The sequence below is a fragment of the Caballeronia grimmiae genome (assembly GCF_022879615.1).
Lineage (GTDB): Bacteria > Pseudomonadota > Gammaproteobacteria > Burkholderiales > Burkholderiaceae > Caballeronia > Caballeronia grimmiae.
This window is the reverse complement of the sequence record NZ_CP084271.1, coordinates 2,197,646-2,209,414: the sequence shown is the minus strand read 5'-3', so window position 1 is coordinate 2,209,414 and position 11,769 is coordinate 2,197,646. Positions and strand designations below refer to the sequence as shown.

Annotated in this window: 13 protein-coding genes, 1 other RNA gene and 1 riboswitch; of the genes, 6 read left to right on the top strand and 8 right to left on the bottom strand. The window is 66.4% G+C overall.

Annotated elements, in window-relative coordinates; genetic code table 11:
- Positions 1-2 precede the first annotated feature (2 nt).
- From LDZ21_RS10625 to LDZ21_RS10605, 5 genes are all read right to left on the bottom strand, one after another.
- A complete protein-coding gene (locus LDZ21_RS10625; RefSeq protein WP_244794820.1) occupies positions 3-728 on the bottom strand; it encodes an SIMPL domain-containing protein in 726 nt (241 codons plus the stop codon).
- A 67-nt stretch (positions 729-795) separates the two neighbouring features.
- Positions 796-1,266 (bottom strand): EVE domain-containing protein, encoded by a 471-nt coding sequence (locus tag LDZ21_RS10620; protein ID WP_244794819.1) that lies wholly within the window; start codon positions 1,264-1,266, stop codon positions 796-798.
- Positions 1,267-1,332: 66 nt separating this feature from the next.
- A non-coding RNA gene (gene ssrS / locus LDZ21_RS10615) (6S RNA) lies at positions 1,333-1,514 on the bottom strand.
- A gap of 117 nt (positions 1,515-1,631) precedes the next feature.
- Positions 1,632-1,946, bottom strand: a complete 315-nt coding sequence (locus tag LDZ21_RS10610; RefSeq protein ID WP_035960522.1) for a cell division protein ZapA — start codon at positions 1,944-1,946, stop codon at positions 1,632-1,634.
- A complete protein-coding gene (locus LDZ21_RS10605) occupies positions 1,943-2,332 on the bottom strand; it encodes a hypothetical protein (RefSeq protein ID WP_035960524.1) in 390 nt (129 codons plus the stop codon). Before LDZ21_RS10605 ends, LDZ21_RS10610 begins: the two co-directional genes overlap by 4 nt.
- A 194-nt stretch (positions 2,333-2,526) precedes the next feature.
- A riboswitch (cobalamin riboswitch) is annotated at positions 2,527-2,827 on the top strand.
- 85 nt (positions 2,828-2,912) lie between these two features.
- Here LDZ21_RS10605 and LDZ21_RS10600 point away from each other — a divergent pair.
- The 6 genes from LDZ21_RS10600 to cobC are packed head-to-tail and all read left to right on the top strand — an operon-like array spanning position 2,913 to position 8,950.
- Positions 2,913-4,778: a TonB-dependent receptor plug domain-containing protein gene (locus LDZ21_RS10600; RefSeq protein ID WP_404980500.1), complete on the top strand. Its 1,866-nt coding sequence runs from the start codon at positions 2,913-2,915 to the stop codon at positions 4,776-4,778.
- Positions 4,779-4,802: 24 nt separating this feature from the next.
- A complete protein-coding gene (locus tag LDZ21_RS10595; protein WP_244793284.1) occupies positions 4,803-5,801 on the top strand; it encodes a FecCD family ABC transporter permease in 999 nt (332 codons plus the stop codon).
- On the top strand, positions 5,798-6,574 hold the full coding sequence (locus LDZ21_RS10590) for an ABC transporter ATP-binding protein (protein WP_244793282.1): 777 nt from the start codon (positions 5,798-5,800) through the stop codon (positions 6,572-6,574). Before LDZ21_RS10595 ends, LDZ21_RS10590 begins: the two co-directional genes overlap by 4 nt.
- Positions 6,571-7,638 (top strand): nicotinate-nucleotide--dimethylbenzimidazole phosphoribosyltransferase, encoded by a 1,068-nt coding sequence (gene cobT, locus LDZ21_RS10585; protein WP_404980501.1) that lies wholly within the window; start codon positions 6,571-6,573, stop codon positions 7,636-7,638. Before LDZ21_RS10590 ends, cobT begins: the two co-directional genes overlap by 4 nt.
- Positions 7,635-8,396 (top strand): adenosylcobinamide-GDP ribazoletransferase, encoded by a 762-nt coding sequence (locus LDZ21_RS10580; protein WP_244793278.1) that lies wholly within the window; start codon positions 7,635-7,637, stop codon positions 8,394-8,396. The genes cobT and LDZ21_RS10580 overlap by 4 nt, the downstream gene beginning before the upstream one ends.
- Complete coding sequence (gene cobC / locus LDZ21_RS10575; RefSeq protein ID WP_244793276.1) at positions 8,381-8,950, top strand: alpha-ribazole phosphatase family protein; 570 nt, start codon at positions 8,381-8,383, stop codon at positions 8,948-8,950. The genes LDZ21_RS10580 and cobC overlap by 16 nt, the downstream gene beginning before the upstream one ends.
- 9 nt (positions 8,951-8,959) lie before the next feature.
- On the opposite strand, the gene LDZ21_RS10570 is transcribed toward cobC, so the two are convergent.
- Genes LDZ21_RS10570 through cbiB form a run of 3 tightly spaced genes read right to left on the bottom strand, consistent with a single transcriptional unit; the run spans position 8,960 to position 11,767 of the window.
- The gene (locus LDZ21_RS10570; RefSeq protein WP_244793274.1) at positions 8,960-9,841 is read right to left on the bottom strand and encodes a cobalamin-binding protein; all 882 of its coding nucleotides are present in this window, start codon (positions 9,839-9,841) and stop codon (positions 8,960-8,962) included.
- Positions 9,838-10,833, bottom strand: coding sequence for a threonine-phosphate decarboxylase CobD (gene cobD / locus LDZ21_RS10565; protein WP_244793272.1), 996 nt, complete (start codon positions 10,831-10,833; stop codon positions 9,838-9,840). The genes LDZ21_RS10570 and cobD overlap by 4 nt, the downstream gene beginning before the upstream one ends.
- Entirely contained in the window at positions 10,826-11,767 is a 942-nt protein-coding gene (gene cbiB, locus LDZ21_RS10560) for an adenosylcobinamide-phosphate synthase CbiB (RefSeq protein ID WP_244793270.1), read from the bottom strand. The genes cobD and cbiB overlap by 8 nt, the downstream gene beginning before the upstream one ends.
- Positions 11,768-11,769: the final 2 nt, after the last annotated feature.

Here is an 11,769-nt window from a genome sequence, read left to right as displayed (position 1 = left end):
GCTTAACGCCCCATCTGCACGGAGCCGGATACGTCGACGGTCACCATCGTCGTGCCGGCTTCGAGCGCCATCGGCGCGGCCATCTTTGCATCGGCGTTCATGCCGCGCGCCTGCATCATCATCACCGGACGCGGCGCCACGCCGCTCTGGCCGACGTTCACTTCCCGGATCGTAAAGCTGCTATAGCCGAACGCCTGCGCTGCGGCCTGTGCCTGCTTGCGGAACGAATCGATGGCCTGCGTCGAGAGCTTCTGCGCAGCGGCGCGCTGGGCTTCCGGCGACAGCGAGAACGTGACGTTGCCGACCTGCATCGACGAACTCATCTTGCCCGCGAGCTTCGAGGCCGCCGCGAAGTCATGCGATTCGAGCACGACTTCCGTGCGTCCGCGCCACGCGGATATCTTGCCGTCGCGATCCGTCGACGGATACACGCTGAACGCGCCGCTCTTCGCGGTGACGCCATCGACGCCCTTTGCTTCGCGCAAGGCGGCTTCGGCACGCTGATTCAGCGTAGTCGTCAGCGATGAAGGATCGGCGGCTTCCTGCTCGTAGAAGAGCGTAATGGTGACGACATCCTGCGGCACTTGCGTGCTGGCCTGAGCCGACAGCGAGAGCACGCCCGAAGGCTGCGGATTGGCGATGACCGTCTGCGCAGCGGCAGTGGCCGAGAAGGTGAGCGCGGCGCTCGACATCGCGAGAGCGAGTGCGGCGGCGATTTTCTTGTTCATCATCGAAGGACTCAGGCCTGTAACGTCGCGCGTTTCGCGACGGCTCTTAGGCGGTCCATTCGCGCCCTTAGTTCCGGTCTCCGGCGAGCCGTTCGGTAATAAAGCGCCACTGCGCTTCGCTGACGGGCGTGATGGACAACCGGTTGCCGCGAGCCAGCACTTGCATGTCCGAAAGCGCATCGTGCGCGCGCAATTCGGCAAGCGGAATGAGCGGCGTCTTCCTGACGAAGCTCACGTCGACGAGCAGCCAGCGCGGCGTTTCCTGCGTGGACTTGGGATCGAAGTAGGGGCTTTTCGAATCGAACTGCGTAGGATCGGGATAGGCCGTCGATGCAACCTTCGCGATGCCCGCGATACCCGGCTCCGGACAGCTCGAATGATAGAAGAGCACGCCGTCGCCAATTTGCATCTGATCGCGCATGAAGTTGCGCGCCTGATAGTTGCGCACGCCGGTCCACGGCAAGGTTTTCTTCGGCGCGTGCGCGAGATGATCGATGCTCGCTTCGTCCGGTTCGGACTTCATCAGCCAGTAGCGCATGAGGAGAGCGGGAAGAATCGGCGATGCAAATAAAAACGGCATCGGATAAACCGATGCCGTCTGGATAAGGTCCCCGCCTCAGCCGCTAGGCCGGCATCCTGAACCTGGGTTCAAGATTGGTCGCGGTAAGCAACACTTCGGGTACATCAGACTAGTGACGCGCGCGCCCGTGTTACAAGGTTCCGCAACCGTGCCAATGTGACATTGGTTCAAGGAATATATGACCTTGGCGCACCAGGCAGGGAAACCTCACTCTACACCAATCATTTGCCTTGTGCAGCCCCTGCGCCGTGATCGCGCAGTATCTTTTTTTGATTGACACCGCGAGGCTGATTAGATCAGCGCATCATGCAAACGGCTTGCACTCACTGCACTTCATATTGTGCGATGACCGCGCCGAGCTGCTGGTTCATCGAATGCACCGTGCGGCGAATTTCTTCGGCGGGGAAGGCTTCGCCATGACGCACGCTTTCCTGCAGCCGAAGCAATTCGGACGCCAGCGACAGCGCGGCCATCACCGCGATGCGATCCGTGCCGCGCACGCTGCTGGCATTGCGGATCTTGTTCATTTCGGCGTCGACGCGGGCGACTGCTTCGCGCAATGCGGCTTCCGTTTCCGGCGAGCACGCGAGGCGATACGGCTGCCCGAGGATGGATACTTCGATCTGCGTGGTCGTCATGCCTTCTCTCCGTGATGATGTTCGCCGTGCATCTCTTCAGCATGCGCATGTTCGGGCTGCGCGTCGCGCGATGCCTGCGATTCGGCGTTGAGAAGGTCGAGCTGATTGTCGCTTTCGGCGTGATGCGTTTTGCCGCGCGGCAGCTTCTCGAGGATTGCGTTGAGGCGCACCTGTGCGTCGTCGATCTTCGCGGAAAGCGAGTCGCGCTCGGCTTGCAATGCGTCGCGCTCGCTTCGCACCTGCACGAGCTCGGCCTGAACGCCCGCGTAGTCGGCGCGCAATTGTTCGATTTGCGCTTCGAGCGCGAGACGCGCCTGATGGTGGCGCTCGCTGATCTGGATCAGCCGGCCGATGTTTCCTGACAGTGATTCGAGTTCGTTGAGCATGTGCTGCGTCCTCTAAAGACCTGGCATTTTAGCGCGGTTCAAAGCAGCTTCCGATAATTGTCTCGTTTCGAGACGTAACAACCCCGGAACATGCGCGCATCGCGATGCATTTGTGTGTGGAAAGAGCGAGCGTGCGTGTTCATTGCAGGGTGCCGGGCACGGCGCGCGTTCTTGACGGCCCCGATGCCCGCTCCTACACTTGCCGCACTTTTGGTGCTCGCGTCCGCTTCTCTCGCGGATGCAGTCAAACGGGAAACAGGGAGCGAAGTCCACGGCGCATGACCGGGACGCGCCAACCTGTGCTGCCCCCGCAACGGTAAGCGACCGCAACGCAAGTTGCAAGTCGTCCCTCGCGCGTTTCTCGCGTCGCATCGCATGGTTCGTCGGCATGCGGCACGCCCTGCAAGAAACGTGTCGACGCCACTGCGCGCCATGCGCGGGAAGGCGGGACGAAGCGTCGCCAGCCCGGATACCGGCCAATCGTCCAGCGCGTCCATGTCATCGGCATAGTGGCGCGCGCGTCGCGCACAGACCTCGCGGGGAGCGGGGCACGCGCCAGCCCCGAACTGGATTTTCAAGCATGGTTTCATCTCCGTCCGGCATGAAGCGTCGCGCCGTTTGCGTGGCATCGTGCGCGGCGTTCAGCGCGCTGCCCGTGCAATCCGCTCATGCCGATACCGCCGCGCAAACGCTCGCGCCGGTCGTCGTTACGGCGACGCGCACCGCGCAGCCGCTCGCCGATTCGCTCCCGCAAACGTCGCTCTTCGACGAGCAGGACATCGCCGACACCAACGCTCGCGACGTGCTCGGCCTGATCGCGCTCGCGCCCGGCGTACAGGTCACACGAAACGGCGGGCCGGGCGCGAACTCGGGCGTGTACATACGCGGCGCGGCGTCGTCGCAATCGCTCGTGCTGATCGATGGCGTGCGTGTCGAGTCGGTATCGCTCGGCGCGGCGCAGCTGTCGCAAATGATGCTCGATGAGACCGGCCGCGTCGAAGTGGTGAACGGCAATGTATCGGCGTTGTATGGATCGAATGCGATCGGCGGCGTCGTGCAAATCTTCACGAAAGAGGGCGATGCCCACCCGCCGCGCTTTCACTTCGAAGCCGAGTACGGCAGCTATCGCACGCAGCGTCAGTCGGCGGGCGTCGACGGCGCGCTCGATGCCGAGGGCCGCACTACCTTCAGCCTGAACGTGTCCCGCGAAAAGACCGACGGCTTCTCGTCGATCGATCCGGCGCTCGCGCCCGGTGCGAATCCGAACGCGAACGGTTATCTGAACGAAAGCGTCGCCGCGACGCTGCGCCACAAGTTCACCGACAAGTGGGATGCGGGCGTGCGCTTCCTGCAATCGAACGGCGTCGACAGCTTCGACGATGCATACGGCACCCCGGCCGACATCAACAAGACGCACGACCGCGTGCGTTCGGCTTCAGTGTTCGCGAACGGCAGGCTCACCGACCGCTGGACCACGCACTTCACCATCGCGCAGGGACAGGACCGCGCGAACATCGAGCAGAACGGCGTGTATACGAGCCGATTCAACTCGGAGAATCATCAGTACCTCTGGCAAAACGACTTCAGGCTCACCGATGCCCACAAGCTGCTGTTCGGCTATGAGCATCTCGATCAGTCGCTCGATTCGGATCAACTGAGCGCGCCCGATCGTCACGTCAATTCGGTGTTCGCGGGCTACGTGGGGCGCTTCGGTCGGAGCGAAGTGCAGGCGAACGTGCGACACGACCAGTACTCCGATTTCGGCGGCGCGAACAGCTACTATCTCGGCTACGCGTACAAGTTCGACGCTCACTGGCGCGCGAGCGCGAGCTATGCGGCGTCGTTCCGCGCACCGAGCTTCGACGACCTCTACTATCCGTTCAGCGGCAATGCGTCGATTCAGCCTGAGCGCAGCCATTCGGTCGAGGCCGCGTTGCAATATGCATCGGACGCAGTGGGCGTGGTGCGCGTGACGGCGTTTCAGACGCGCTATTCGAATCTGATCGACTACGTATCGGACGGCAGCGGCTTCTATATCGCGCAGAACGTGGGACGCGCGAAGGTGCAGGGCGTCGAGGGATCGTGGGCGGGGCATGTGGGCGCCACCGATATCCGCGCGGGCGTCACGTTCCAGAATCCCGTCGACGAGACGAATCACGAAGAACTGACGAGGCGTGCGCGGCGCTTTGCATCGCTGTCGGCGCATCGTTCGATCGGACGATGGCGCGTGGGTGGCGAGTGGATTGTGAGCGGCGCGCGCAGCGATTACGATTCGACGCTCGCGGGCTACGGCGTCGTGAACCTGTCCGCGCGCTATGACATTACGAAGTCGTGGTACGTGAGCGCGCGCATCGACAATCTGTTCGACCGGGACTATGAACTCGCTTATTCGTACAACACGCCGCGGCGCGGTGCGTACATCACGCTCGGATGGAATTCGTCGTGAGCGTGGCGTCGTCGCTGGTGAACGATGAACGCTAGCCGTGCCGTCTTCATCTGGCTCGCGCTCGGCGCGATGGCGCTCGCCGCGCTCGCGGCATCGCTTGCGCTCGGCAGCGTCAATCTGCCGATGTCGCGTGCGATCGCTGCGCTGCTGCATGCCCGTTCGGCCACGCCTGATATCGCCGATGACATCGTGCTCACCTTGCGTTTGCCGCGCGCTTTGGCGGGGTTTGCGTCGGGTGCGCTGCTCGCGCTCGCCGGCGCGCTGCTGCAAGTGCTGCTGCGCAATCCGCTCGCGGAGCCGTACGTGCTCGGCGTATCCGGCGGCGCGGCGGCGTTCGCGCTTGCGGCGATGCTCGCGTCGATGCCGTGGTGGGGCGTCGATCTCGCCGCGTGCATCGGCGCGTTCGTGTCGATCGTGCTGGTGCTCGGCCTTGCGCGCAGGCACGTGTGGCATGGCGAGCAGGAGGCATCGCCGAGGCTCTTGCTGACGGGCGTCGTGATCGCGGCGGGGTGGGGCGCGCTCATCACGCTGATACTCAGCATCGCGCCGGAGAACCGGCTGCGCGGCATGCTCTTCTGGCTCACCGGCGACCTCAACGGCGCAGCGACCCCGTGGCCCGCGATGATCGCGCTGGGCGTGGCGCTTGCCGTGATTGCGCCCGTCGCGCCGCAACTGAACGTGCTCTTGCGTGGCGATGCCGCCGCGCGGGCGCTCGGCGTGCCGGTCGAACGGTTGCGCCTGCGCGTGTATCTGGTGGCGTCGCTGGCGGCGGCGGCCGCGGTGACGACGGCGGGGACCATCGGCTTCGTCGGGCTGGTCGTGCCGCATCTGCTGCGGCTCGCCTTCGGCAACGATCAGCGCATGCTCGTGCCGGCCGCGCCGCTCGCGGGCGGGCTCGCCGTGATGAGCGCCGATCTTGCCGCGCGCACGGTCATCGCGCCGGGGCAGTTGCCGGTCGGCGTCGTGACGGCGCTCGTCGGCGTGCCGATGTTCCTGTGGATGCTGTTGCGCCGACCGCGATGAACACACTTCATATCGACACGCTCACGCTGCGCGCCGGCGACCGCATCCTGGTCGACGGCCTGAGCGCGACCATCGCGGCGGGCGAAGTGTGGTGCATCGCCGGGCCGAACGGCGCGGGCAAGACGACGCTCATCGGCGTCCTCGCGGGCCTCGCAAAACCGGCGGCGGGCGTCGTATCGCTGGATGGCCGCGCGCTCGCGCAATGGCGCGCGGCGGATCTCGCCCGCCGGCGCGCGCTGATGCCGCAGAGCACGCACGACGCGTTCAGCGCGACCGTGCTCGACACCGTGCTGCTCAACCGCTTTCCTTATCTGACCGGCTGGGGCTGGGAAAGCGACGACGACCGTGCCGCCGCGCACGCCGCGCTCGATGCACTGGGCCTTGCCGCGTTCGCAACCCGCGACGTGCTGACGCTCTCAGGCGGCGAACGGCAACGCGTTGCGCTGGCCGCCGTGCTGTGCCAGAACGCGCCGCTGCTGTTGCTCGACGAACCGCTCGCGCATCTGGACCTGCATCATCAGATCGACTGCCTGAATGCGCTCGTGAAAGCCGCACGCGATGAACGCCGCGCGGTCGTGCTCTCGTGTCACGATCTGAACCTCGCCCGCCGCTTCGCCACGCATGCTTTATTGCTCGACGGCCAGGGCGGCGCGCAGGGCGGCCGCGTCGCCGATGTGCTCACGGCCGAGCGTGCGAGCGCCGCGTTCGGTTATCCGCTGGCGCTCATCCGCGATGGCGGGCATGAAGCGCTCGTGCCTCGCTTCCCCTCATGACCAAGGAATCGCCCATGTCCATTCCGATGCCTCGCGCGCTCGATCGCGCCATCGAACCCGAACTGCGCCGCATCATCGACATGAAGACGAAGCCGCCCGGCAGCCTCGGGCGGCTCGAATCGCTCGCGCTGCAGATCGGCGTGATACAGCGCACGACGAAGCCGCGCATCGAACGTCCCGCGATGATCGTGTTCGCGGGCGATCACGGCATCGCCGCCGAAGGCGTGAGTCCGTATCCGCAGGAAGTGACGGCGCAGATGGTCGCGAATTTTTTGAGCGGAGGCGCGGCGATCAATGCGTTGTCGCGTTCCGTCGGCATGACGCTCGAAATCGTCGATGCGGGCGTCGCGACGCCGATACCGATCGACCACAGTTACGAGCGTTTGTCGCTCGGCCTCGGCACGCGCAACTTCGCGCACGAAGCGGCGATGTCGCGCGACACGGCGCTCGAAGCCATCGCGCGGGGCGCGGCGCGCGTGCGGCATCATGCGTCGCTCGGCACGAACGTGATCGGCTTCGGCGAGATGGGGATCGCGAATACATCGGCGGCGGCGTGCCTGATGAGCCGCTTGTGCGCATTGCCGATCGACGAATGTGTCGGACGCGGCACCGGCCTCGACGATCGCGGGCTCGCGCACAAGCGCGACGTGCTGGCCCGCGCGCTCGCGACGCATGCGTCGGGCGGCGATGCGATCGATACGCTCGCCACGTTCGGCGGCTTCGAGATCGCGATGATGACGGGCGCGTACCTCGCCGCAGCCGAGGCGCGCATGACGGTGCTCGTCGATGGCTTCATCGCGAGTTCGGCGTTGCTCGTGGCATCGAAGATTGCGCCGGACGTGCTCGATTACTGCGTGTTCGCGCATGCGTCGAACGAGGCGGGGCATCGGCGCATGCTGGCGCACTTCGATGCCGCGCCGCTGCTGCAACTCGACTTGCGTCTTGGCGAAGGCACGGGCGCGGCGCTCGCGTTGCCGCTTTTGCGCGCGGCCGTCGCGTTCGTCGACGAGATGGCGAGCTTCGATTCGGCGGGCGTATCGAACAAGCAAGACGCGCAGCCATGAGCCGTCCGCTTGACGAGCTGCGTTACTTCTTCACCGCGCTCGGCTACTTCACGCGCGTGCCGGTGCCGCGCTGGGTCGGCTTCGAGCGCGAGTATCTGAACGCGGCGGCGCGCTACTTTCCGCTGGTCGGCGCGATGGTCGGCGGCGTCGCGGCGCTCGTCTATCTCGCGGCGCTGCGCGTGTTTCCGGCAGGCGTGGCCGTCTTGCTGTCGATGACCGCGACGCTCGTGCTGACCGGCGCGTTCCACGAAGACGGTCTCGCCGATTGCGCCGATGCCTTCGGCGGCGGCTATACGCGCGACGACGTGCTGCGCATCATGCACGATTCGCGCATCGGCGCATTTGGGGCGATTGCGCTCGTAATCGCGCTGGCGCTCAAGTGGCAGACGCTGGCCGCGTTGCCGCCGATGCGCGCCGCGATGCTGATGATCGCCGCGCATGCCGCGAGCCGCGCGTTCGCGATCAGCTATCTCGTCACGCTCGATTACGTGCGTGCCGAAGGCAAGGCGAAGCCGGTCGCGCAGCGCATGAGCGCGATGTCGCTCGCGCTTGCACTGGCGTTCGGCTTGCCGTGGCTTCTGTGGATGGGCTGGCGCTTCGCCTGCGTGACGCTTGTCCTGCTTGCGTCGCTGCGTTTCATCGCGGGGCGCTACTTCGTGCGGCGCATCGGCGGTTATAGCGGCGATTGCCTCGGCTGCGCGCAGCAGGTGTTCGAGCTTGCGATCTATCTCATCGGGCTTGCATGGATCTCGTACTGATACGTCATCCCGCTGTCGCGATCGATGCAGGCGTGTGCTACGGCCAGACCGATGCGCCGCTTGTTCGCGATGCGCGCGAATCGGCGCGTGACGCGCTCGCGCGGATGCGTGCGCTGAACGTTCCCGCTTGCGTCGACGGATGGCATTCGAGTCCGTTGCGCCGCTGTGCATCGCTTGCGGATGCGCTCGGGCCGTCTCGAGTCGATGCGCGGCTCTCCGAGATGCACTTCGGCGCGTGGGAAGGCTGCGCGTGGGATGACATCGATCGCGCGCTGATCGATGCGTGGGCCGCCGATATCGAGCATGCGCGTCCGCATGGCGGCGAAAGTCTCGCTCAGTTCAGCGCCCGCGTGTTCGACTGGTTCGACGAGGCATCCGCCGATGCTTCATCCGCGATGCATGTCGTCGCGCACGCCGGCGTGATGCGGGTGCTGGCGGCGCGTCTGCTGCGGCTCGACTATGAGGGCGTGTTGCAGTGGGCGCTCGATTTCGAAGGGATCGTGTGGCTTCGTCGGGCGGGTGCAGGCTGGATTGTCGTGCGGTGGAACGCGTAAGTCGCGCGCTTACCGCTTCGCCCGCGCCATATCCAGATCGCGACACAACTCTGCCGCGCCGATTGCGATGCGCGGCGTCGGCCGGTTGATGACATCGCCATCGATGCCGAACAGATTGCCGCGCGCCACGGCGGTCATGGACGTCCATCGCTTCCATCGGTCGAGCGCCGGCAGCGCGCGATCCGGCTTGGTCGCGCCTGGCGTCGCGGTCACGATCGCTTCGGGATTGGCCGCGAGCACGGCTTCCGTCGATATCGTCGGCACGCGCGGCGCTTCGGCTGCGAACACGTTCACGCCGCCGCACACGCCGATGACTTCGCTGAACACGTTGTCGCCATTGAGCGTCATCAGCGGATCGTCCCAGACCTGATAGAACACGCGCACCGGCGGCAACGCGGCGTACTTGCCGCGCAGTTGCGCGATATCGCGCGTGAATGCCGTCGATGCCGCGCGCGCACGCTCCTGCGTACCGAGCAACGCGCCCAATTTGTCGATGCTCGCGGCGATATCGTCGAGACGCTTCGGCTCGCTGTAATAGAGCGGAATGCCGAGCGCCTTCAGGCGATCCATCTGACGCGCGGCATTGCCGTGCCGCCATACGACGATCAGGTCCGGATGCAGCGCGACGATGCGTTCGAGATCGAGCGCCTTGTTGTCGCCGACACGCGGTATCGCTTGCGCTTCGTTCGGATAATCGCTGTAACTCACCGTGCCGACGATGCGCCCGCCGCCGCCCGCCGCGAACAGCAACTCGGTGACGTGCGGCGCGAGGCTCACGACCCGCGTCGCCGGAGCGGGCAGGGTGAGGGGCGCGCCGGTGTCGTCGGTGACGGTGATCGCGGCGCGGGCGTGCATCGCGATCAACAGGGCGACGAGCGCGAGCAACCTCATGCGCCGATCTCCGCGAGTGCGCGTTCGAGCCGCGCCCAGTCGCCTTCACTTCCCGGCAAGCCGATGCGCAGGCTCGTCGTCATGCCCGGCCGATCGAAGAGGCGCGTCCAGATACCGCGCGTCGCCAGTTCATGTTGCAGGGAAGGCGCACGCGGCGTCGGCGTCCACGTGAAGAGCGGCGTGGCGCGCACGTCGAAGCCATGACGTGCGATGAGCTCGGCAAGGCGCGCACCATCGCGCCGCAGCCGCTCGCGCGTGTCCTGCTGCCACGCTCGGTCGGCGAACGCGGCCATCGTCGCGTGCCGCGCGGGGCCGCCGACCGTCCACGCACCGAGCGCATCGCGCAATGCATCGGTGACGGCGGGCGCGGCGAGCACGAAGCCCGCGCGTATGCCCGCCAGCCCGAAGAACTTCCCGACCGAGCGCAGCACGACGAGCCCGCCGCGCGCCGTCTCGGCGACAAGCGATGCATCCGGGTCCGCGTCGGCGAACGCTTCATCTACGATCAGCATGCCGCCACGCGAGGCGAGTTGCGCGTGCCAGCGCATCAGCGTCTCGCGCGAGAGGCGGTCGGCAGTCGGATTGTTCGGATTCCCGATGATGACGTGATCGAGCGTGGCCGGCAATTCGCCGCTTGCCGTGTCGAGCGTTTCGATCGAATGGCCTGCACGCGCGAACGCCGGCGCATATTCGCCGTAAGCCAGCGGCGCGACGCCCGCGACGCCGCGCTTCAGCAGGAACGGCAACGCGCGAATCGCCGCCTGCGATCCGGCCACCGGCAGCGCGAGCGGTGCGCCGTAGTAGCGGGCGGCTGCGTCGGCGAGGCCGTCGTCGTCTTCGGGCAGGCGCCGCCAGGCGTCCGGCGGCACGGGCGGTACGGGATAACCGCGCGGATTGATGCCCGTCGACAGGTCGAGCCAGTCGTCGAGTGGAATCGCATAGCGATGCGCGGCTTCGCGCAGATTGCCGCCGTGGAGAATCGGATCAGCCATTCGTCGTCACACTGAAAACCGCAAGAATGAGCAGCACCGCGAGCCATAGCATCATCGAGCGATCGACGAGCCGCAGCGCCGCCACCACATCGCGCGGCGTGGCATCGTGGCCCGCGCCGAGCGTGGGCCGCGCTTCCAGCACGCCGTGATACACCGCCGCGCCGCCGATCAGCACGTTCAGACTGCCCGCGCCCGCGGCCATCACCGGGCCCGCGTTCGGGCTGTCCCACGAGCGCGCCTGCGTGCGCCAGCAATGCCACGCCATGCGCGTATCGCCGGTGAGCGCGTAGGTCGCCGCCGTGAGCCGCGCGGGAATGAAATTGAGCACGTCGTCGAAGCGCGCGGCCGCCCAGCCGAAGCGCAGGTAACGCGGCGTGCGATAGCCCCACATCGCATCGAGCGTGTTGGCGAGACGGAACGCGAGCGCGCCGGGACCGCCCGCCACCGCGAACCAGAAGAGCGCGCCGAAGATCGCATCGTTGCCGTTCTCCAATGCCGATTCGACAGCCGCACGCGACAGCGCGTTTTCATCGGCGTGCGACGTATCGCGCGAGACGATGCGCGATGTCAGCGCACGCGCGCCGTCGATATCGCCGAAACTCAGCGCACGGGCAATCGGCGCGACGTGCTCGCGCAAGCTCTTCGCGCCGAGCGCGAACCACAGCAGCAGCACGTGGACGAGGCAGGCGTACGCAAACGGCAGCACGCTCACCAGCATCCACGCGATGACAACCGGCGGCGCGACGGCGGCGATCCACGCGGCGATTCCCGCCGGCCGCGCGCGATGCCCGGTGTTCATGCGCGCTTCGAGCTTCGCCGCGAGCGTGCCGAAGCCGACGAGCGGATGACGCCTGCGCGGTTCGCCGAACACGCGATCGACGATCACGCCGAGCACCGCGAGCAGCGCCATCGCATAGACGGAGAGCAGCAGCATCG